Below are 21,050 nucleotides of genomic sequence, written 5' to 3'. Positions count from 1 at the left end.
TTGATTAATAAAGCTGATTGAATACTTCGGCAACCTTCTCTACTACAAAGCTGCTCTGGCCTCTGTCTTTCACATCTTCCACCATCATGGCAATGAGCAGCTCAGGTGATTCAGTTGGATACCCTACGAACCAGCCATTCTCTTTTCCATCTTCATCATCTTTTGAAGTTTTCAATTCGGCTGTACCTGTTTTGCCTGACAATCGAATATCGGCTTCTGCTGCGTCTCCTGCTGTGCCTGCAGAATCATTGACCACTCCATCTAAAGCTTGGCGGATTAAGTCCGAATACTCTGTATTCATTGCATTCTCTTTCCATATTGCAGGAGTGCTTTCACCGGATAACAGGACAGGCTCCAGTATATTACCTTCATTGAATAATGGTGTATAGCTCGCAGCCAGATGAAGTGACGACATTTCCAGTTCACCTTGACCATAGGATGTATCCGCCTGAAGCACTTCACTTGTCAATTCATTGTTGCTGGACACCTGGGAAGCTTCTACCGGATAACCTTTTGAAGGAGTTTCTGTGAAACCGAACCTTTTATACGCATTTACAAGCTCTGAACCTTCCATCCTTAGTGCTGCCCGTGCGAAAAAGATGTTATCCGAGCGGATTAAAGCCGTTTTCACGTCCACTTCACCATCTAAGCCGTGGACACGTGTAACCGAATTACCGCCCCATGACTCATCTTTTTTCCAAGTTGAGCCTTCAATCGTCATCGTCTCCTCAGGTTTGATTGCTCCATTTGAGAGCAGAATCGCTGCACTGATCGGCTTTAAAGTCGATCCAGGTGCGTAGGTAGCAGCAAACCGATTCAAATTGTTTTCATTTGTAGGCATTTCGACGTTCTGTGCCGCTTTATTCGGATCGAAAGCAGGCGTACTTACGAGCGCCTTCGTTTCACCGGTCTGAGGATTAATGGCAGCTGCATGTCCGGTATCTCCTTTCAACGATGCATACAGCTCATTTTGAATAGTCGTATCAATGGTAAGGGTGACATCTTCTCCATTGGTGACTGGTTTTTCAGCTATAGTCACTTTACTGGTCTTTTCCTCTTCACTTTCCGTCTCACGTTCTGCATAGATCGTGTATCCAGGTGCACCATGGAGCTTTTCTTCATAAAGTTGTTCCACGCCTCTTGCACCGATCTTACTGTTCGCGTGATAATTCACCGCCGTTTCTTCATCCATATTATCAAGATCTTCAGCCGTAATCGGTGCAACATAACCGATCAGGTGTGCCGCTGCTTTTCCTAAGGGATAATAGCGAATATTCGGCTCTTTTTTCCAATCAATTGGTGCGATTTCTTTAGCATCATTCAGCAACTCTTCCTCTGAAGGGTGGACATTCCTTAATGGTACCAACAGGTGAGGCTGCACCCAGCCCGCATTCAATGCCTTGTCAATCTGTTCCACACTCAGTCCCAGGACAGATGCGATTTCTTCTTTTTCCTTCTCCTCATCAGTGAACCTTTCAGGTACGACACCGACACTATAAAAGTCTTCATTGATGGCAAGTCCATTTCCATTCTTATCGAAAATTTCTCCCCTGACTGGGTCCACCTTATTCAAACCAAGCTTTTCTCCATTAGCGATCTGCGGGAAGATATATCCCCGATCCCATGTTACATTCCAAGTCATTTCTTCACTTTCTTCATCAATTGGCTGCTTGACCATTGCAGCTTCATAATCAAATGTTATCTTACCAGCCATCGAATTCATTTCCACCTGGAAAGGAATACGAACTTCCTTTACATCTTCTTCCCTTTCTTCTTCGGGTGGTGTGTCATCAAAGGACACCTTTACATCGGTGATCTTAAAATCATCATAGACTTTTTGAAAATATGTAACAGCTTCTTCTTTACCATATGTTTCTCTGGCATTGTTGCTGATCATTTCATACATGTCTTCGAACTTCTGCTCTTCCCAGAGAGAAGTATATTCGGAAAACCTTTCCTCAGGAGTCACTTCTTTTTCTTCCTCCTGACATGCAACTAATAAGAAAAACGATAGAATCAGTACCATCATACTAAGAATACGTCTCATGATATCCTCCTTCTGGAAACTTGATGATTCTATTATCTTATCATATTTCATTGGAGGGTTGTGATTTGACACTAGTACGTTGCATCGCTAAAGTATATGGAGGACTTATACTCATCATGAATGGAGGTTTACGATGCAATCGAACAACAGGAATAAGCGTGCATTTTTGCCATTTATTTTGTTCTTAGCATTATTCTTAGGCTCTGGTATTCTTACTGGAGATTTTTATAAAATGCCGATACTTGTAGCAGCTCTGTTAGCTGCCGGTTTTTCATTAGCCCAAAATAGAAAGAAACCGTTGATGGAAAAGGTAGAGGAATTCGCTAAAGGCGCTGGCCACCCGGATATCATGATCATGGTGTTCATCTTTATTCTTGCAGGTGCATTCTCGGAAGTGGCCACCCAAATGGGAGCAGTCGAATCAACAGTCAATTTGGCGTTGAGTGTGCTGCCACAAGGTCTTATCATTGCCGGGTTGTTCATCATCGGAGGGTTTGTGTCGATTTCGATGGGTACTTCCACCGGTACGATTGCTGCACTGGCTCCAATCGGAGTAGGAATCAGTGGTGAAACAGAAATTTCACTAGCCCTTTCCATGGCAGCTGTCGTCGGAGGTGCAATGTTCGGGGACAACCTTTCGATCATATCGGATACAACGATTGCAGCTGTCCGGACACAGAAAACGGAAATGAAGGACAAGTTCAAAGTCAACTTCTTCATCGTCCTTCCAGCAGCTATCGTGACAGCCGTCCTGCTTGTAGTATTCACTTTTGGAAGTACTGGTTCAGTAGAAGCAGAATCCTTTGTATGGTACAAGATCCTCCCTTACCTCGGAGTGCTGGGATTTGCCATTGCAGGTCTGAATGTGATGCTGGTGCTTGCTGGTGGTATCCTTCTCGCTGGAATCATCGGGCTAATGGATGGCAGTTTCGGCATCAGTGGTTTTACAGGAGCAATGACAGATGGAATCAACAGTATGGCTGAACTGATCTTCCTGACGTTGCTTATCGGCGGAATGGTTGCGATGCTTCGGAATAATGGAGGACTTGAGTACCTATTGAGTGTCATGACGAAACGGATCCGTTCCAAAAAAGGTGCCGAACTAAGTATTGCTGGTTTAGTGAGTTCCACGAACCTGTCTACTGCGAATAACACGATTTCGATCATTACGACTGGTCAACTGGCAAGAAATGTTTCTGATCAATATGGAATCGATCGCAGAAAAACAGCAAGCCTGCTGGATATCTTCTCCTGCAGCGTCCAAGGGTTGATTCCATATGGAGCTCAGTTACTGGCAGCGGCTCAGTTCGCGAAGATTTCACCAGTGGAAATCATCCCTTACTCTTTCTATCCGATTCTCATTGCGATCTCCGGCTTGATTGCAATCTTTATCGGTTACCCGAAATTCAAGAAAACCGTAAACAATTAATAAGAAGCTTGAGCTCTTTCATACAGGGCTCAAGCTTTTTTTCTTTGGCTCTATGGGTCCTTGCCAATTCAGTGAAAAAGGGCGGCGGGGAAACTACTCGCTTTCCTATGGGGGAGCTGGCGAGCCTCCTCGGTCGTTTTACTCCCTGTGGGGTCTCGCCTAGGCCCTTCTCCCATGGGAGTCTCGCAGTTTCCCCGCCACCCTCTGTTGTTTGTAGTTAACGCCCCTGCCACTGTATGATTTTTAAAAATTTCAGGTTAGAAGAATTGTAATTCGATGTTTCAGTAGCCTGACAAGTGTAAGAAAACTATCTACATTTTATCTGTGAGTACATGGCAACAAAAACAAGTGCAGTAAGAATAAACACTTAACAGAAATTGTAAGATAGTAAAAAGCTAGATAGGGGTGAATGGATGAAAAATGTTTTGATTTTCGCAGACCCAGGTGTGGATGATGCATTTGCACTGATGTATGCCTTACTTCATCCAGAAATAAATATTACCGGTATCGTAAGCGGCTACGGTAATGTCAGCCAAGTGGATGCACTGAAAAACGCAGCCTATCTACTTAACTTAGCTGATCGGAAGGACATCCCGCTTATTAGCGGGGCAACGGGCCCCCTCTCCGGAACACCACCGGAGTACTTCTATAATATTCACGGTGAAAAGGGACTCGGCGGAATAGAACCCCTCTATCCGAGTCCTTCTTTCCTGTATCCTTTTCCAACGATATTCGATATCATTTCCACGTACAAAGACGACCTGACGATCGTTAATTTATCCCGCATGACAACACTTGCGATGTGTTTTCTGCAGCCGAACAACAACCTTCAAGATGTTGATGAAATAATCGTGATGGGAGGGGCATTCCTCGTACCAGGAAACGCCACTCCTCTGGCTGAAGCGAACGTTTACGGCGATCCGGATGCTGCGGAAATCGTTGCAAGAAATGGGCAGCAGCTTACGTTTGTACCACTGAATATCAGTAATCGTGCCGTCATATCCAAAGAAATCATCAAGTATGTAAAACAATTCCCAACTCCCTTTTCCTCCATCATCGAGCCGATTTTATCCTACTACAGTAAACAGTACAAACCGATTCTTCCCACAATAAACGGTGCTCCACTGCATGATGTCACGCTTTTATCCTACCTTTTGAACAAATCCCGTTATTCTGTCGTTCAAAAACAGATCTTCGTCTTAACAGCCGGTCCATCGAAAGGGATGACCTACGCAGATTTCAGAGCTGTACCCGAACCACTACCTTTCTATCCTATAAATAAAATGATTCTAGATTTTGATGCAGGCTGGTTTGTTCAGGACTTTATCAACGTTTTATCCGGCCAACAAAAAAACGCGTAGAATAGCCGCAGCTATTCTACACGTATAGTAAACTTACATTTTTGATACGATTTCTGCTAACCAGGCGGTCAATACCGCGGCATACGTTCCGACGACATTACCTACGATTCCCATCAACAATCCTACGGGAGCCAATGCTGGTTGGAATACGGAAGCTACTACCGGTGCGGAACTTGTCCCACCGATGTTACCCTGAGACCCGACAGCCACGAAGAAAAGTGGTGCACGAAGCAGTCGTGCCATCATGAAGATAATGATGATATGGATGGCAAGCCAAACGACACCCATCAGAATGTATGCAGGCGCTTCAACTACTGCTGCCAGATTCGCTTTTGCGCCAATCGTAGTCAATAATAGATAGATTCCTGCATAACCGATGTTACTTGCACCGTAATCATCTAATTTACGTACCTTTGTGAAAGAGAAGAGTATTCCTACAAGGGAAATGATCATAATCGTCCAAGTCCCCGCTGAAAGGACAGAGGTTTCCGGTAATTGTTCAGCAATTTTACGAACAACATAAGCTACTCCGAAACCAAGCCCAATGATACCAAGTAATTGAGGGACTTCAAGTGGCTTTGCACGCTTTTGTGCAATTTCACCAATTTGAGCGTTGATCTTCTCGACCACGCTATTATCCGCTTTGTTCCATTTATTGAACTGTGTCTGGTACCCTGCCAGTGCGATCATGATTCCCATCCAGCTGTAACCAACAACTGTATCGACGACGATGATCGGCGTCAGTACATCCTGCGGGGTTCCGGTTGCCTCTACCAAAGCTGCCATATTCGCAGAACCACCGATCCAGCTACCAGCTAGAGCCGCTACGCCTGTCCATGCATCTACCGGCAACCAAGGCTGGAAGATAGCAAGCGCGATTGGACCACCAAGTACTACCCCGACTGTACCTGATAGGAAAAGGAACAACGCCTTCGGTCCCAAACGCAATGTAGCCGGTACATCTGTAGATAGTAATAAAAGTAATAATCCAAACGGTAAAATATACACCGATACGAAATCATACAAAGCAGAGCTTGAAGGAGTGATTCCAAGCGTTGTAGATAGCATCGGTAAAAAGTATGCCCAAATCAATGGCGGCGCATAGTGGAAGAATTTCTGTACTTTTGGCTGCTTCCACTGTGCGAGCATGAAGACTCCACCCACCAGGGCTGATAAGTATGCAAGTAGACCCATAGGGTCTGTGATCAATGCGGTAGAAATATATACCCCATTCATAAGCACCTCTCCTGTCTATATCTAGATGTTTAGATTGGAAGTATATCATAGCGGAAAGGGTTTTCATCAATATTCATAATTGCAAAATTATTCACCAAAGTGAATATTCAGTAAAAGCTTTGTAACATTTAGCCGGCTTTATCATGTAACAAAACAAAAAATCCTTATTTTTCAATAAGGATTTTACAGGAATGTTTGAGCAAACCTATCATCCGGAAGCTCATTTTGGATACAATTTCCGATGACGCTTGCTAACTCATCTATTTTCGTTTTCGATTGGACGGAGGCGGTCATTTTCGTCTCATTATCGACCAGGTTCCAATCTAACCGGTAACCGGATCTACCTGCCATGCAGCGGATGAATTCCCGCTGGGCACGCCCATTCCCTTCTCTGAATGGGTGGAGAACATTGATTTCCGCCATATAGTAAGCTGCACGTTTTGCAAAATCCGTCCGCAACAGACCATCCAAATAGTTCTCTTCCTTCAACTCTTTGAAGATACGGTTAGCTTCAGGTACGATGAATCTTGCATTTGCAAAGGAAAAAGTTCCTTTGCCGATGTTTTCTGTTCTGATTTCACCTGCAAATGGAAAAATATCCCGAAAAATATATCTATGGATTGCTTGCAGGTGTTCAAGATCAAAAGCACCTTTTACAGGTCCATTTTGGAGCGTCAGCAATCTTCTGGCTGTATATGCGACTTCCATAAGTTCAAGATCTTTCGGATCTTTTATATCAAAAAGATTGATCAGCACGTCTGTACCGGGATAACAATAGGAAGAAGTGTGATTATTCACTTACGCTGCAGTCTCATGATCTGCTTTTTGAATTCGTGGAAGGAAATTTCACCACTCGCTTCCTTCAACACGATTCGCTGTACTTCGTCAGAGACCTCCATCCCTTCCATTTCAATCGTCGCCTTTACTGACTTGAACTGTTCTTCCAACTGATTCATAACTAGCCTCCTGAAAGCATCACATGTATCCTTATTATACCATATTTACAGCCCCGATACACGATCCTTCACTCAATCGTGACATAGGAGGGATGCGCTGTAATGTAATACACTTCCCCTTTGCTGTTCAACACTTCAAGTTGATATCCACTCCCCACTTTACGTTTTCGCTTTACCGTAGGGAAGCCTTGACCAAGCGTTACATAACCGAATACATCCTTGTCTTCCCACGAGGGTTTATTATAGAAACGTAACTTTCCATCGTAAATCGATGTTACACTCATACCTTCATAGATGGACCTTTCCTTATCACCCTCAACCTTATTCATAAATCCTTCCCAATCATTGAGCAGCCTTCGGGGACATCTTTTCCCACTCCAATGTCTATGCGGAACAACGTTTTGGAGTGGAATGCCATAGCGAGCCATCAATGTCCGAATTAATCGCACTGCACGAGTAACAGCATTCTCGAAATCTCCATCCTTGTTTTCGCAGATTTCAATTCCTATTGAATTGAGATTTCCATGACCTCTTCCATCACCTGCATGCCAGCCGATCTCATTTTCTGGTAAATGCTGAATGACTTCTTTTTCATCCACCGTAAAGTGCCAGCTTACGATCCGGCTCCCATCTTGCAATCTTAACAAATAGTCACTGTGAGCTTGTGCATCCGCACCTTCCGCTTCATTCCCCGTTGTATGTACGGTAATATAACGGGCATTCATTGCTATTCCCGGTCTGGACGGATGACCGACAGGCAGTATATGTTGTTTCATTCCACCACTCCTTTCACTTCTATAATCGAAAAGTTCCTGGAGATTGGTGGCAATGAAAAAGTTTTCCAGATATTCTACTATTATCAATATTTTTCCTATATACTTTAATTAATACCTTCATTACAGGAGAGGATTTACATGCAGAGTCTGTTAAAAAAAGCTGCACTGGTAATATTAGCTGTATATGCTGTCAACGCCGTCCTTGTAACGTTTTTCGGTTCTGGATTCATCCACCATTCCAAGTTTTCCATCCTCATGCTGCTGATATGTGCCATTTATTTTGTAGGAAGTGAACTGCTTGAAGGGATCATCCGTTTCAGTCGGAGCACGCTTCATCGATTGCGAACAAAAAACAATTAATACATAGCGATCAACGCTTGAATAGCTGCTTAAGCAATAATTTTTCCCAACTCCGCCACGACAGAAGTGTTTTACTACCCATCATCACCTTCACACCTTTTCCGACAGGACGAAACAGTTTGGTAGTACGTTTTTCTTGTAGGATTTCTACGATCAATCTTGCTATTTCTTCTGGATCGCCATGTGTTTCTGAGCTTGTTTGAAACTCCCGCTGCAATGCTTCCATGTAGAAACGGTAGGGTGAACTTTGCTGCTGTGCTTCATCCGGGATGTGCGTCCCAGTTGTCCATATGTTCGTTTTGTACGAGCCTGCTTCAATCAGCGCAACCTCCACTCCGAAAGGCTTCACCTCCAATCGCAGACTTTCCGTCCACCCTTTCAATGCATGCTTTGATGCTACATAAGGCGATAACCCCGGGAACCCTACCCTTCCACTTATACTGCCAAGATTTATGATTTTCCCATACCCCTGCCTGCGCATGATAGGAAGAACGAACTGAGTCACGGCTACTGCACCGAAGAAGTTCGTATCAAATTGCTTTCTGAATTCATCTACACCCACTTCTTCTGTAAACCCACCGACCGCGATCCCTGCATTGTTGATCAATCCCGCAACACTTTCCTCACCTTTCAAGGATGCTCCAAACTGCTGAATCGAGTTATGATCCGTCACATCCAATTGCCTGAAATGAATCCTATCCCGGATTGCTTTGTCTTCCTTTTCAAATTGATTAGCTTTCTCCAAATTCCGCATCGTTGCCAGCACCTCGTAACCTTCTTTCGCACAGGCTACTGCAGTCAAATATCCAAATCCACTTGATGCACCAGTAATGATTACGACACCCTTCTCCATTCAATCACCCTTTCAATTTCTTAAACTTTTCCATCTTCCACCAATGAATGACACCCTCATAAAATCCAGAAACGTTTCGAAATTTTCGAATACGAAAACAATTAGCAAGATTAGAGCTTTTTCTGAAAGTATTGTTCGACAATTTAAAAATCTCTATAATTGACTATTGTTCAGAAAATTAGGAGGGATCATTGGATGTCAGCACATCTCGAGAATCTACCCCAAGGAAAAAAACATCCTAAGGGACTCTACTTACTATTCATAACTGAGCTATGGGAACGTTACAGTTACTATGGCATGCGCGCCATGTTAATCCTGTATCTGACTTATGAATATGTAAGCGGCGGATTGGGAGTAGATCCGCAAACCGCAACACTTATATACGGAATTTATACAGGTACCGTTTATTTCACTCCGATTATCGGAGGCTATTTGACGGACAAGTTCATGGGACTCAGGACCGCCATCACCATCGGTGGTATTACGATGGCAGTCGGGGACTTCACCATTTTCCTCACTCATTCAGAAATCGGTTTGTATGCAGGTCTTGCATTACTGGTCATCGGTAATGGATTCTTCAAACCCAATATCTCAACGTTTGTCGGTGAACTCTATCCGAAAAACGATAAGCGTAAAGATTCTGCGTTCACTATTTTCTACATGGGAATCAACATAGGAGCTTTTATTGCACCACTTGTAGCAGGTTTCCTTGCTGAGGACCTGTTCGCAACAAGGATGGCAGATGGCACAATGCACTACGGATTCCAGTGGGCATTCCTTGCTTCATCCATAGGTATGGTGCTCGGTCAGGTGATTTTCAACTTGTTCAGTAACCGCTACTTCGGTGACCTTGGTAAAAAACCGATGCGAACTGTAGCTACGACATACGATAAAGGACCGATGACAAAAAAGGAAAAGCAGCGGACTAAAGCTATATTGATCCTTGCATGTTTCATCGTATTCTTCTGGGCTGGATTCGAGCAAGCCGGAAGCTCGTTTACTCTTTACACAAAGAACTTTGTCGACCGTGATCTATTCGGATATACCGTTCCGATCTCCTGGTTCCAGTCTTTGAATCCATTATTCATCATCATTCTTGCACCAATCCTTTCAGCTGTTTGGCTTAAAATGTCCAAATCGAAACACGGCGACTTGAATATGACTACGAAGATGGCCATCGGTATGATGCTGCTTGGGGTCGGATTCCTCATTTTGATTCCGGCTGTCATGCAATCAGGCAGTGACGAAGCCAATCCAATCAAGATAAATATGGCGTTCATCGTCATGACGTACCTGTTCCACACACTAGGTGAACTATTCCTTTCGCCAGTAGGATTATCACTTGTCAGTAAGGTAGCTCCAATCAAGATCGCTTCCTTATTAATGGGTGTCTGGATGGCAGCAATCGGAGTTGCTAACTACGTCGCCAGTGCGCTTGCATCGATGACCGTTTCATTAGGTTACATGGAAATATTCGCTACAATCGGAATTTCAGTAATCATTCTAGGATTCATTCTCTTGGCAATTTCCAAGAAGCTTGTCTCTATGATGGCAGATGAAAATGATCCAACTATGGAACAACCGAAAGAACAACTGGCAAAATAACTTCAAATGAACGTTAACATTAAGCTTGTAGAGAACTCCAATGTTTTCTGCAAGCTTTCTTTTATTTTATTCTTGTGATAGAACCATTTTTCCTCTATGTAAAAAAAATGAACCCCAATGACGAACTACATCAGGGTTCAAATAATCATAATTATATGAAAAGCAGTAGACTCAGCGCCATCACTGCCATGCCACTCATAATTCCGTAGATGGACAGATGCGCTTCATCATATTTTTTCGACGCCGGCAACAGTTCATCCAGAGAAATGAAAACCATGATTCCTGCCACACCAGCGAAAATAACACCGAACATGACATCGTTCAGAAACGGCATCAATATCAAATACGCTACAATTGCCCCTACCGGTTCTGACAACCCGGAAAGGAATGACAATTTGAATGCTTTCTTCTTATCTCCTGTTGCAAAATAAATAGGTACAGAGACCGCTATTCCCTCGGGAATATTGTGAATTGCAATTGCCGCAGCTATCGCAAACCCTAGATGAGGGTCCTGGAGGGCAGCTGTAAATGTTGCAATTCCTTCAGGGAAATTATGAATTGCAATTGCTAAGGCTGCAAAGGTCCCCATCTTAAGTAACGCATCGTCTTTAACCGGTCCATCAGGTGCTTTCTCCATATCTTCCACTTTTTTGACTTCATGCGGATTCGTTTTCTTAGGAATAAACCGATCGATCGCTGCAATCAACAGCATTCCTCCAAAAAAGGCACCTACAGTCGACCAATTTCCTAATTGCGGACCTAAGGCATCAACAAGAGAATCCTTCGCTTTGAAGAAGATTTCAATCATGGAAACATAGATCATGACACCTGCAGAAAACCCTAACGCGAAAGATAAAAACCGTGTATTCGTGGTTCTCGTGAAAAATGCGAGCACGCTGCCTATACCGGTCGCCAAACCAGCCATAAGTGTCAGTCCAAATGCTATCAATAACTCTTGACCCAACATTCTCCGCTCCTTTTAAAGCAATCTTCCCCCATCTTATCTCTTATATTGGACAAGGGCAACTTTTTGAGCTTAGCGCTCATAGCTATATGGTATGCAGGTCATCTGATTTTGGAATAAATACATGTATCCCGAATTGTTTTCCCATCTGGGCTCGTACTATCCTTCCTGAGTATCCCCTCCAGATCGAATCCCAGCCGCTCGGGTATGGCCCTGCTTCTTATATTCTCTATATCACATTTGATTTCCACTCTTTTTGCTTTCAACTCATCAAAAGCAAATGAAGCCACTCCTGCAACAGCTTCTGTCATGTATCCTTTGCCGCAGTGTCTTGTGTCGATCCAATAGCCGATTTCAAACTTCGGAATATCCCAATCAATTCGATGCAGACCTGTTGAACCGACCAGTTCTCCGGTTTCTTTTAACAAGATATGTAATCTTAAGTCTTCCCTCTTCAAAAAATCAGCATGGGCCTGCCGTACATTACTTTCTGCTTCTTCTAACGTCTGCTTTTTCTGTGCAAAAGGAAGCCATTTTTGAAATTCTTTACTGGACGCCTCAATCGCTTCATGGACTGCTTTACCATCACCAGGTAGGGGCATACGTACTAATAAGCGTTCAGTTTCAAATTGTGATGGAAAGTCTAACAGTATCGGATTCATTACAATTTTCCTCCCTTGAATTTTTTAGAGATGCCCTCCATTGTATCAGATTGGTAAGATAAGACAATGAAAATTTATAATTATCTGAATCAGGCATTTCAAGAAAAAACCGCCTTTCTATAGAAAGACGGTGGTTCATGCTTATTCTTCTTCGCTTTCTTCATTGGAATCGATCTGCTGACCTTCTCCGGATAGGATTTTCATCTGGCCATTTTCATGATCTACGGTGTAGATCACTTTGTATTTCTTCACTTTTACATCACCTTGTGCAGTTTCTTCTGCAGTGATAAAGGCTGTCACCTTGACTTGCCCTTTTACCGTATCCGAAATGACATCATCGAGCTGGACACTCAGAGTATTGTAGTAGCCCGCCCTGAAATCTTCATAAGAGGTGGTGCTCTGCCAGCCACTTCCTAACAAGGAATACGCCGTAACGAAATCTCCCTGATTGATGCTTTCATAGAAATATTGAATCATATAATTCGCCTGGTCCTCATCGGAAATCTGCGGAGCAGAATGAATCCCTTCCTGGACGTCTGAGAAGTCTGGCAAAGCTTCCATCGGTGATTCAGACCAACGCTCGACCATTGGCAGGACGTCACCGATCGGAATGCTGAATCCGATTGATTCTTTATCAAGCTTCGCTGAGTTGATGCCGATGACCCTCCCGGACTTACTGTCGATCAGAGGACCACCACTGTTTCCTGGTGAAATAGGGGCTGAAATCTGATATACATCCTCATAAATGAACGGTGCAATTTCAAAATCCCGATCCAGACCAGTAATTTCCCCGGTAGTTACTGTGTTCTGTAATCCTAACGGGCTGCCAAGTGCCAGGACTTCATCCAATAACTCGGCGGAATTTTCTCTTTCAAGTGGAAGCGGTCGTGTGCCTTTCAATCCAGGTACTCTGACGACCGCTACATCCGTATCTCTGCTTATCCCAATGACCTTCCCTTTCAGCTGTTTAGAATCGGTCATTACTATCGTAACATCGCTCGCATTGGCTACGACGTGTGCGTTCGTCAGGATATCCCCCTGATCATTATATAGGAACCCTGAGCCGATCGTACCATTGTCCACTTCGATTTGGACAACGAGTTTCTGTGATTCAAAAATGATATCTTCAACCTGTTTCGTCACCTGCTGGTCTTCAGTTTCGTCTTCAGAAGTCCTTACCAGTTCAGCTGCTTCTGTCAAACGGGTAGGCACGGTATCTTTAATATAAATGAATCCTGCAATCCCTGCCGTTGTGATCACTAATGTAAGTAAAGTTGTAATGATCCATAGTCGTTTCATGATGTGCCCCCTTACTCGATATACCAGCGCATATTCGTAATTTCCACAGTAACTTCTCCTTCAACACCGAAATACTGCTTTTCGAATTCTCCAGTATCTCCAGGGTTTAGATACATCGGATAGACGGTGGTAGACTCCGTCCCAATTTCTTCACCCTCTTTATCGAAAATGGTGAATTCGATCGTGATTGAACTGATGATTTTCGTGGCGACACTCTTCACTTTTCCAGTAACGGTCAAATCGCCGAACTCGTCTACCTCTGCATTAAGCTCTTCCACCTCGACTGCAGCAGTCCGGTTTTTCAGATCTTCCTTCGCTGCCCGTTCCATCGCTCTTTCAATGCGTTCGTTCTGGGCTTGTACGAAAGCTTCCTGTTCTTCATTGATTCGCTGCTTAAGCTGTGTGAGCTTATCATTATTCACCGCATACTGTAGAGCATAATCTACCGTTTGGATTGCTTCTGAAAATTCTTTATTTCGGATCAGCTCTTCGGCTTCTCCTGATGCGATCGTAACGATTTTATCAATGATTTTATTCTTAACTTGAGTCGCTTCTTCCAAATTCAATGTAGATAAAGTAGATAATTTCGCAGCCAATTGATCTACCGTGGATAAGTCAGCGAGCTCATTGTTGATCGCTTTCACTGTAATTTTCGAATCCATTTCATTCAATTCAGGAACGAAGTGAGAGAACAACCGATTATCTTCTTCGGAAACCTGTTGGTTCATACGGTTGAGGTTCTCTTTAGCTTTTTCCAGGCTGTTCTGCTGGATGAGCTTACCGGTCCCCACAACTTCGTTATTCATCACAATGGCAGCTCGGACAAGTCTGAGGTCTTCGTGTAATGCTTCATAATCAGGCCTAGCTGCAATGGCTTTTGAGAGGAGCGATTCTGCTTCATCATATTTTTCCTCCAAGGCCAATGCTTCCGCTTGCTGCTTCATTTCCATGACATCATCATTGATTCTTGTTTCTTTAGCATAGGTATATCCAACCCCTGCTCCAGCTAGAATCAGGAAAAGGATCGGCAGTAAGATCGCTATCCATTTCGTACGTTTCGGTTTCTCTTTTTTTGTTGCACGTTTCTGATGTTCTGAAGACGTGTCAACTTCAGAGGCTGTCGCTGTAAGCTCTTCATTATGTATGACTGGACTTTCGTCTAACTGCTTTCCACAATTCGGACAGAACCGAGAGCCCTCTTGGATCTGTGTTTCACATGATGGACATTGGTACATGGGCTCCACCCTCCATATCTATTAGTTGGTAATATATTGCATACACTTCAATCATTATAGCATGTTTCTTTTTTCAATCGGGGAAGGTTTAGAAGATTTTTGATAGGTAAAAAGAAAGAAAAAAGCTGGAGAAACTCCAACTTTAGTCCGTCTACCTTCAGTTATGCGCCACTTGGTCAATGACATCATCGAGACGCTTGAATTCCAATTCTTCAAACTTAGTAACCATCGCATCTCTGTTTACACGGAAGATCGCTTCTTCCAATGAACAATCTACGTTCACTTCACAGTGAATACGGGCAAGCTTCCTGGATAAATGAAGCATTTCCAGGTCCCGTTCAATCTTATCCCGCTGACCTTTCGTCAATGTGTCGATATTTTCCAAAATACCTTCAATAGTTGTATGAGTTTGAAGAAGCTTCAGTGCCGTCTTTTCCCCGACACCTTTGACACCAGGATAATTATCACTGCTGTCCCCCATCAACGCTTTCAGGTCGATCATCTGCGTAGGGGTAATCCCTTTTTCTTCATAGAAACGGTCAGACTGGTATTCTGCATAATTGCCGAACCCTTTCTTCAATAAGGACACCGTTACATTTTCCTGAAGCAGTTGCAGGATATCCTGATCTCCTGTAAGAATGATGACTTCCGCATCACTACTATATTTATTGGTAAGCGTCCCGATGCAATCATCGGCCTCGTAACCTTTCAAGCCGACATTCGGAATGTCTAGTGTTTCTACTACTTCTTTGACAAGGTCGAATTGCGGAACAAGCTGCTCTGGCGGAGCATCCCGGTTCGCTTTGTAATTCGGATACAATTCAGTCCGGAACGTCGTGCTTCCCATATCCCAGCAGCATATGACATGACTAGGCTGATATGCTTTCGTCGCTGCAAACAGGTGCTTGATGAACCCATGCACGGCATTGGTAGGTACACCTTTACTATTGATCATATAATAACCGCTGATTGCAGTTGCATAGAAGGAACGGAAAAGTAGCGCCATTCCATCTACTAGCAGAATCTTCTTATCCATACCATCTCTCCCCTTCATTTCTTACATACAGTATAGCAAACTATTATGAATCTCTTCTTTAAATTAAAAACGAGAATTGAACCAGTGGGTATCGTAGCATATCTTCCAATAAAATAAAAATAAGGCTTCCTCTTAATCGTAGAGGAAGCCTATTAGATTGGATCAATTCTGATTGACTTTTCCACCTGTAAGGCGATCGGCAATCATTGTAATTGCACCATCACCGGTGACGTTTGTTGCGGTACCGAAGCTGTCCTGGGCAAGATACAGTGCAATCATCAAGGAAGTCATCGTGGCACCGAAGCCGAGCATGGATTCCAACAAACCGATTGCTGCCATGACTGCTCCACCTGGTACTCCTGGAGCAGCAATCATCGTAACCCCGAGCATGAGAATGAACGGGAAGATATCGCCGAACACTAAAGATTGACCTTGCATGTACATGACGGCCATCGCACAGCTTGTGATCGTGATTGTACTACCAGCCAAGTGAACCGTTGCCAATAATGGAACAGAAAAATCTGCCACATGTTCTCTGGCGCCAACTTTTTTGACTCGCTTCAGCGTTACTGGAATCGTAGCAGCTGAGGACTGCGTTCCTAACGCTGTAAAGTAAGCTGGAAGCATCGTTCTGATCATCTTGAACGGATTGATACGCTGTAAACCTCCGGCAATCCCGTACATTGCAACAAGGTAGGCGATATGAAGCAGAATGATCATCACAAAAACTTTAGCGAACACGCTCAAGATTGTTCCTACTTGTCCTGCATATGTCATATTGGCGAAAATTCCGAAGATATGAAAAGGCAATAATGGAATGATGACTTTTTCTATGACCTTTTGAATAATGGATCTGAAATCATTCATTACATTAAGAAGTGCATCACTTTTCAAACTTGCGATACCCAGCCCCAAGATGAATGAAAAAATCAATGCGGCCATTACACCCATGATCGGCTCCATTTCCACTGTGAAAGAGGCTTCGATCAGGGATTCTTCCGGATTTTCAAGCTGTTGAGCTGACTGTCCTTGCAAAAGTCCAGGATAGATGGAGCTGGCGGTGATGAACGCGAGCACACCAGCAGCAATGGTAGATCCGTATGCAAGTCCAGTTGTGATCCCTAACAATTTCCCTGCACCTCTTCCCATCGATCCAATTCCGGGAGCGATGAAGCCAAGGATGATCAGAGGGATGACAAAACTGAGAAAATTACCGAACAGACCTGTGAAAGTAGCGAACAGTTCAACGATCTGCTCTGAAGCGATCGACCCAATTGCAATTCCAAGTAGGATTGCTGTAATAATTCTTAATAATAATGGAAATTTCATGGAATCCCTCTCCTCTGTATTTCTACGGTGTAAGATTGTCTATCCCACAAACACTTAAACCCTACTTTACAACAAAATCCGACAAATTTAAAGAATAAAAACTGCTGCTTTATTAACATTTTTACGCTGAGTAAATATTACCTACAAAGGAAAATACAACCTATGATAAATGTCACTAATCTGTAATGAAAATGTAGTTTTATTGTAGTATCACTTGTTTAAATTCCCTGTTATAATTCGTTGAGTGGTCAAATTGAAGGAGGAATAAGGACATGAAAAAATGGATGCTCTCTGGCACAGCTGTTCTTATGTATGTACTTGGTATCTTCAGCTTTGATACTGGACAACCTATGATTCATGCAGATGAAGTGAAACATGAACAAAAGCAGGATTCAGCAGAAAATAAGGTCAACGATATAGATCAAAAACAAATTGCATTAAAAGAAAAGTCAGAACAACTGAAACGATTCAATAAATCAGAGGAAAAAACATCTGATAAAAATGACGTTGTCAAAACTGTCAATGTGGAAGCGACAGCTTACACTGCATTCTGCGACGGCTGCAGTGGAATCACTAAGACAGGAATCGACTTAAGGGCAAACCCGGACAAAAAAGTCATCGCTGTAGATCCTGATGTCATCCCGCTTGGTACAGAAGTTTATGTTCCCGGTTACGGTAAAGCAGTTGCCGGCGATATCGGAAGTGCCATCCAAGGAAACCGCATCGATATTTATATGGAAAAGAATAGTGATGCGCTTGATTTTGGTCGCAGACAAATGGAGATTCAGATTTTAGGTTAAGTAAATAACAGACATGTAAAGCCTGGCCCCTTATGGGAACAGGCTTTTTTGTTTGTCCTTAAATTGGTAAAGCAGAGGACTTTACAATTTGAACATCCCCTATTATGATGGAATACGTTGTTAAAACCTACTAAACAAATCGGAATTAGGAGGAATATAGATATGGCTATGAATGCTCCAACTTGGAAAGTTACTCCGACAACTGAAGTCACTAAGTTGAATCCTATTCAAAAGCCACAAGTTTGGCTTGGGGTGATCGCTACGCTCCTATTGTTCGTTACCATCATTGCAACAACTGGCTGGACACAAGCGATTCTCTTCATAGTAGGACTCGGGCTTGGTTTGACTCTTTTATATGCCCGTTTCGGTTTCACGTCAGCATTCCGCAGGCTCCTGTCTGTAGGGAATGTTCAGGGATTGCAGGCACATATGTTGATGCTTGCTGTAGCAACGACGTTATTTGCAATCATTTTTGCAACAGATTTCAGCTTTACAGGTACGACGCCGCAGGGATATGTATCACCTGTTGGAGTAAGTGTAGTATTCGGTTCGTTCCTTTTCGGTATCGGCATGCAGCTTGGTTCCGGATGCGCATCAGGAACTTTGTATAGTGTCGGTGGAGGAAAATCATCTATGCTGTTGACGCTGCTCGGCTTCATTGTCGGTTCTGTCATCGGCGCTTACCACTTCATTTTCTGGACACAGGAAACACCTTCGTTGCAGCCAATTTCACTGGCTGAATCAACTGGGTTCGGTTACTTCGGTGGATGGTTGTTCCAAATGCTGCTGTTCATCAGCATTTATGGAATCACTGTCAAAATTGCACGTAAAAAGAATCCACCAAAAATGAAACCACTTGCGACAACAACTGGTTTAAAGAGACTGTGGCGCGGATCTTGGCCACTACTTGCTGCGGCTGTAGTCCTCGCTCTATTGAATGCACTGACATTGAGCCTGCGCGGCAACCCTTGGGGGATTACTTCAGCTTTTGCATTATGGGGGTCAAAAGTATTGATGGCCTTTGGTGTGGATGTTAGTCAATGGGGATATTGGCAAGGAAACACAGAGGCACTTCAGACAACTGTCCTTGCAGATTCAACGAGCGTGATGAATTTCGGTATCCTACTCGGCGCATTCATCGCTGCTGCAGCCCAAGGAAATTTCAAACCTGGAAAAATCAAGCCTGGAATTGCGTTTGCATCAATCTTTGGTGGGTTGATGATGGGGTATGGAGCCCGTCTCGCTTTCGGATGTAACATCGGTGCTTACTTCGGTGGAATCGCTTCTTTCAGTCTTCATGGATGGGTGTGGATGATCATGGCACTGGCAGGAAGCTATCTTGCCCTCTACCTTCGTCCTATTTTCGGATTGAAGAATCCTAACCCGAAAGACTCGATCTGTTAAAAGCTTAATATATTCTTAACTATAATAACCAAAGAAAGACCCGACCAATTCATATTGATCGGGTCTTTTTCTATTTAGTTCGCATCGCTTCATCAACATACTTCGCTTTCCGCGGGCACGGCCTCAGCCTCCTCGCAAAGCAAAGACCGCTTTCCTCCGGGGTCTTCGGACGCGTGCTGTTCCCGCTGGAGTCTTCGTTTGTTGACTACGCTACCCACATTCTTTTTTCTTACAATTCTTCACCAATACCTATAATTTATTAATATATTATTTTACCATTTAAAGAAAACGCTTACAATATTTTTTCTATATTTTCTTTTGGAAATGTCATTGACTTTTTCTGTGAGTGCTCTAAAATAGAGTCTAATTTCAAAATTGTCCAACTATTTAAAAAATACAGAAAAGGAGTGATTCCAAATGGGACAAGCGACATTATTACGTAATGCACATGTCATTGATGGAACCGGACAACATTTTGAAAATGCTTCTGTACTTTTACATGATGGGAAAATTGAGGCTGTTGGATCGATTCCGGACTCAGCGCTTCCGTCCGGGACAAATGGAGTTGATTGTACCGGTAAGACAGTGATACCCGGGCTGATTGATGCCCATATGCATTTTCTTGGTACAAAGAGCCTCAATCTGATGCTGGGAGCTTTTGAACCACCCGAAATGCGAATGGGCCGTGCGCTGAAAAATTTGGATAAACTCCTTAATGCCGGATTCACTGCAGTAAGAGATGTGGGTAGTACCACTGCAGTACATATCCGAAATCTGATTGAAGAAGGACTATACACCGGGCCAACAATCAAGACTTCCAATTTGATGTTGTCCCAAACAGCCGGACACGGTGACTTACATATGTTACCGAAAGAGTTCAACTTGTTCCATGTATGTGACGGAGCAGATGAGTGCAGGAAGGCTGCGAGAGAGCAATTCCGTGCAGGAGCTGACTTCATCAAGGTCTCGTCGTCAGGTGGTGTACTTTCAGAAAAAGACGATCCTCGCGCTCCGCAATTTACCGTTGAGGAATTGGAAGCAATCGTCTATGAAGCAGAGGCGGTAGGATCTTATGTAGCTTCCCACGCTCAAAGTGCTCAAGGAATCAAGAATGCACTGAAAGCAGGTGTGAGAACAATTGAACATGGAATCCTGATTGACGATGAAGGAATTGAACTGATGCTCGTAAATGGCGCATATCTCGTCCCTACCCTATCGATTGTAAAACGAATTGTAGAATACGGTCACCTCCATGGTGTGCCTGATTTCGGACTTAAGAAAGCACATCATTTTTACGAAATCCATAAAGAAAATATTCGGAAAGCTTACAAAGCTGGCGTACCGATCGCAGCAGCTACAGACTTTGCCGGGTGTGATCCAGTCGATCATGGAGGAAACGCAGAAGAGCTTTCAATTTTCGTCCATGATATCGGAATGTCGGAAATGGATACGATCGTTTCCGCTACTAAAGTAGCAGCTCAGTCAATGGCTATCGAAGAAACTACAGGTACACTGGAAACCGGTAAACAGGCAGACGTACTTGTAGTCAACGGAAACCCCTTAGAGAATATCGATGTGCTGAAAAATACAGCAGCTATTGAACAGGTTTATGTAAAAGGTGAACAGGTAAAGAATACGCTCAACGTATTGCAACAAGTATAAAAAACGATAAAAACATCAATGAAGGAGGATGATGGA

Annotated in this window: 19 protein-coding genes; 7 read left to right on the top strand and 12 right to left on the bottom strand. The window is 43.5% G+C overall.

Annotated features, from left to right (window positions below; translation table 11 throughout):
- Positions 1-4: 4 nt before the first annotated feature.
- Positions 5-2,047: a penicillin-binding transpeptidase domain-containing protein gene (locus ACFQ2J_RS01775; RefSeq protein ID WP_386056028.1), complete on the bottom strand. Its 2,043-nt coding sequence runs from the start codon at positions 2,045-2,047 to the stop codon at positions 5-7.
- A gap of 133 nt (positions 2,048-2,180) precedes the next feature.
- On the opposite strand from ACFQ2J_RS01775, the gene ACFQ2J_RS01770 reads away from it, so the two are divergent.
- Both ACFQ2J_RS01770 and ACFQ2J_RS01765 read left to right on the top strand, forming a co-directional pair.
- Positions 2,181-3,476, top strand: a complete 1,296-nt coding sequence (locus ACFQ2J_RS01770) for a Na+/H+ antiporter NhaC family protein (protein WP_386056026.1) — start codon at positions 2,181-2,183, stop codon at positions 3,474-3,476.
- Between the two features lie 413 nt (positions 3,477-3,889).
- Positions 3,890-4,837: a nucleoside hydrolase gene (locus ACFQ2J_RS01765; RefSeq protein ID WP_386056024.1), complete on the top strand. Its 948-nt coding sequence runs from the start codon at positions 3,890-3,892 to the stop codon at positions 4,835-4,837.
- A gap of 33 nt (positions 4,838-4,870) precedes the next feature.
- Here the strand turns inward: ACFQ2J_RS01765 and ACFQ2J_RS01760 are convergent, their stop codons facing one another.
- The 4 genes from ACFQ2J_RS01760 to ACFQ2J_RS01745 form a co-directional block, all read right to left on the bottom strand.
- The gene (locus tag ACFQ2J_RS01760) at positions 4,871-6,073 is read right to left on the bottom strand and encodes a DUF819 family protein (protein ID WP_386056022.1); all 1,203 of its coding nucleotides are present in this window, start codon (positions 6,071-6,073) and stop codon (positions 4,871-4,873) included.
- A 183-nt stretch (positions 6,074-6,256) separates the two neighbouring features.
- Complete coding sequence (locus tag ACFQ2J_RS01755) at positions 6,257-6,871, bottom strand: Fic/DOC family protein (RefSeq protein WP_386056020.1); 615 nt, start codon at positions 6,869-6,871, stop codon at positions 6,257-6,259.
- Positions 6,868-7,029, bottom strand: coding sequence for an antitoxin VbhA family protein (locus ACFQ2J_RS01750; RefSeq protein ID WP_386056018.1), 162 nt, complete (start codon positions 7,027-7,029; stop codon positions 6,868-6,870). Before ACFQ2J_RS01750 ends, ACFQ2J_RS01755 begins: the two co-directional genes overlap by 4 nt.
- 68 nt (positions 7,030-7,097) lie before the next feature.
- Positions 7,098-7,805, bottom strand: coding sequence for a peptidoglycan recognition protein family protein (locus ACFQ2J_RS01745; RefSeq protein WP_386056016.1), 708 nt, complete (start codon positions 7,803-7,805; stop codon positions 7,098-7,100).
- A gap of 138 nt (positions 7,806-7,943) precedes the next feature.
- Between ACFQ2J_RS01745 and ACFQ2J_RS01740 the strand changes: the two genes are divergently transcribed.
- Positions 7,944-8,165, top strand: a complete 222-nt coding sequence (locus tag ACFQ2J_RS01740) for a hypothetical protein (RefSeq protein ID WP_386056014.1) — start codon at positions 7,944-7,946, stop codon at positions 8,163-8,165.
- A gap of 10 nt (positions 8,166-8,175) precedes the next feature.
- On the opposite strand, the gene ACFQ2J_RS01735 is transcribed toward ACFQ2J_RS01740, so the two are convergent.
- Complete coding sequence (locus tag ACFQ2J_RS01735; RefSeq protein ID WP_386056012.1) at positions 8,176-9,018, bottom strand: SDR family oxidoreductase; 843 nt, start codon at positions 9,016-9,018, stop codon at positions 8,176-8,178.
- Positions 9,019-9,213: 195 nt separating this feature from the next.
- On the opposite strand from ACFQ2J_RS01735, the gene ACFQ2J_RS01730 reads away from it, so the two are divergent.
- Positions 9,214-10,623 (top strand): peptide MFS transporter, encoded by a 1,410-nt coding sequence (locus tag ACFQ2J_RS01730; protein ID WP_386056010.1) that lies wholly within the window; start codon positions 9,214-9,216, stop codon positions 10,621-10,623.
- A 151-nt stretch (positions 10,624-10,774) separates the two neighbouring features.
- On the opposite strand, the gene zupT is transcribed toward ACFQ2J_RS01730, so the two are convergent.
- The 6 genes from zupT to ACFQ2J_RS01700 all read right to left on the bottom strand — a co-directional run bounded on the left by zupT (position 10,775) and on the right by ACFQ2J_RS01700 (position 17,148).
- On the bottom strand, positions 10,775-11,590 hold the full coding sequence (gene zupT, locus ACFQ2J_RS01725) for a zinc transporter ZupT (RefSeq protein ID WP_386056008.1): 816 nt from the start codon (positions 11,588-11,590) through the stop codon (positions 10,775-10,777).
- Between the two features lie 98 nt (positions 11,591-11,688).
- The gene (locus ACFQ2J_RS01720; RefSeq protein ID WP_386056006.1) at positions 11,689-12,249 is read right to left on the bottom strand and encodes a GNAT family N-acetyltransferase; all 561 of its coding nucleotides are present in this window, start codon (positions 12,247-12,249) and stop codon (positions 11,689-11,691) included.
- A 141-nt stretch (positions 12,250-12,390) separates the two neighbouring features.
- Positions 12,391-13,548: a S1C family serine protease gene (locus tag ACFQ2J_RS01715; protein WP_386056004.1), complete on the bottom strand. Its 1,158-nt coding sequence runs from the start codon at positions 13,546-13,548 to the stop codon at positions 12,391-12,393.
- An 11-nt stretch (positions 13,549-13,559) separates the two neighbouring features.
- Positions 13,560-14,783, bottom strand: a complete 1,224-nt coding sequence (locus ACFQ2J_RS01710) for an FxLYD domain-containing protein (protein ID WP_386056002.1) — start codon at positions 14,781-14,783, stop codon at positions 13,560-13,562.
- A gap of 157 nt (positions 14,784-14,940) precedes the next feature.
- A complete protein-coding gene (locus tag ACFQ2J_RS01705; RefSeq protein WP_386056000.1) occupies positions 14,941-15,819 on the bottom strand; it encodes a 5'-3' exonuclease in 879 nt (292 codons plus the stop codon).
- 162 nt (positions 15,820-15,981) lie between these two features.
- Entirely contained in the window at positions 15,982-17,148 is a 1,167-nt protein-coding gene (locus ACFQ2J_RS01700) for a dicarboxylate/amino acid:cation symporter (RefSeq protein WP_386055998.1), read from the bottom strand.
- A gap of 272 nt (positions 17,149-17,420) precedes the next feature.
- Between ACFQ2J_RS01700 and ACFQ2J_RS01695 the strand changes: the two genes are divergently transcribed.
- The 3 genes from ACFQ2J_RS01695 to ACFQ2J_RS01685 all read left to right on the top strand — a co-directional run bounded on the left by ACFQ2J_RS01695 (position 17,421) and on the right by ACFQ2J_RS01685 (position 21,014).
- On the top strand, positions 17,421-17,948 hold the full coding sequence (locus ACFQ2J_RS01695; protein WP_386055996.1) for a 3D domain-containing protein: 528 nt from the start codon (positions 17,421-17,423) through the stop codon (positions 17,946-17,948).
- Positions 17,949-18,116: 168 nt separating this feature from the next.
- Positions 18,117-19,352: a YeeE/YedE family protein gene (locus tag ACFQ2J_RS01690; protein WP_386058298.1), complete on the top strand. Its 1,236-nt coding sequence runs from the start codon at positions 18,117-18,119 to the stop codon at positions 19,350-19,352.
- 417 nt (positions 19,353-19,769) lie between these two features.
- On the top strand, positions 19,770-21,014 hold the full coding sequence (locus ACFQ2J_RS01685) for a metal-dependent hydrolase family protein (RefSeq protein ID WP_386055994.1): 1,245 nt from the start codon (positions 19,770-19,772) through the stop codon (positions 21,012-21,014).
- Positions 21,015-21,050 lie beyond the last annotated feature (36 nt).

The sequence above is a fragment of the Thalassobacillus hwangdonensis genome (genome assembly GCF_042675915.1).
GTDB lineage: Bacteria > Bacillota > Bacilli > Bacillales > Halobacillaceae > Thalassobacillus_A > Thalassobacillus_A hwangdonensis.
The sequence above is the reverse complement of the archived record's forward strand: the minus strand, read 5'-3'. Positions and strand labels throughout refer to the sequence as shown.

Bases quoted from the DNA above. Each gene is read 5' to 3' on its own strand.
- ACFQ2J_RS01775 (WP_386056028.1), bottom strand. From the start codon at position 2,047: ATGAGACGTATTCTTAGTATGATGGTACTGATTCTATCGTTTTTCTTA.
- ACFQ2J_RS01770 (WP_386056026.1), top strand. From the start codon at position 2,181: ATGCAATCGAACAACAGGAATAAGCGTGCATTTTTGCCATTTATTTTG.
- ACFQ2J_RS01765 (WP_386056024.1), top strand. From the start codon at position 3,890: ATGAAAAATGTTTTGATTTTCGCAGACCCAGGTGTGGATGATGCATTT.
- ACFQ2J_RS01760 (WP_386056022.1), bottom strand. From the start codon at position 6,073: ATGAATGGGGTATATATTTCTACCGCATTGATCACAGACCCTATGGGT.
- ACFQ2J_RS01750 (WP_386056018.1), bottom strand. From the start codon at position 7,029: ATGAATCAGTTGGAAGAACAGTTCAAGTCAGTAAAGGCGACGATTGAA.
- ACFQ2J_RS01745 (WP_386056016.1), bottom strand. From the start codon at position 7,805: ATGAAACAACATATACTGCCTGTCGGTCATCCGTCCAGACCGGGAATA.
- ACFQ2J_RS01740 (WP_386056014.1), top strand. From the start codon at position 7,944: ATGCAGAGTCTGTTAAAAAAAGCTGCACTGGTAATATTAGCTGTATAT.
- ACFQ2J_RS01735 (WP_386056012.1), bottom strand. From the start codon at position 9,018: ATGGAGAAGGGTGTCGTAATCATTACTGGTGCATCAAGTGGATTTGGA.
- ACFQ2J_RS01730 (WP_386056010.1), top strand. From the start codon at position 9,214: ATGTCAGCACATCTCGAGAATCTACCCCAAGGAAAAAAACATCCTAAG.
- zupT (WP_386056008.1), bottom strand. From the start codon at position 11,590: ATGTTGGGTCAAGAGTTATTGATAGCATTTGGACTGACACTTATGGCT.
- ACFQ2J_RS01720 (WP_386056006.1), bottom strand. From the start codon at position 12,249: ATGAATCCGATACTGTTAGACTTTCCATCACAATTTGAAACTGAACGC.
- ACFQ2J_RS01715 (WP_386056004.1), bottom strand. From the start codon at position 13,548: ATGAAACGACTATGGATCATTACAACTTTACTTACATTAGTGATCACA.
- ACFQ2J_RS01710 (WP_386056002.1), bottom strand. From the start codon at position 14,783: ATGTACCAATGTCCATCATGTGAAACACAGATCCAAGAGGGCTCTCGG.
- ACFQ2J_RS01705 (WP_386056000.1), bottom strand. From the start codon at position 15,819: ATGGATAAGAAGATTCTGCTAGTAGATGGAATGGCGCTACTTTTCCGT.
- ACFQ2J_RS01700 (WP_386055998.1), bottom strand. From the start codon at position 17,148: ATGAAATTTCCATTATTATTAAGAATTATTACAGCAATCCTACTTGGA.
- ACFQ2J_RS01695 (WP_386055996.1), top strand. From the start codon at position 17,421: ATGAAAAAATGGATGCTCTCTGGCACAGCTGTTCTTATGTATGTACTT.
- ACFQ2J_RS01690 (WP_386058298.1), top strand. From the start codon at position 18,117: ATGAATGCTCCAACTTGGAAAGTTACTCCGACAACTGAAGTCACTAAG.
- ACFQ2J_RS01685 (WP_386055994.1), top strand. From the start codon at position 19,770: ATGGGACAAGCGACATTATTACGTAATGCACATGTCATTGATGGAACC.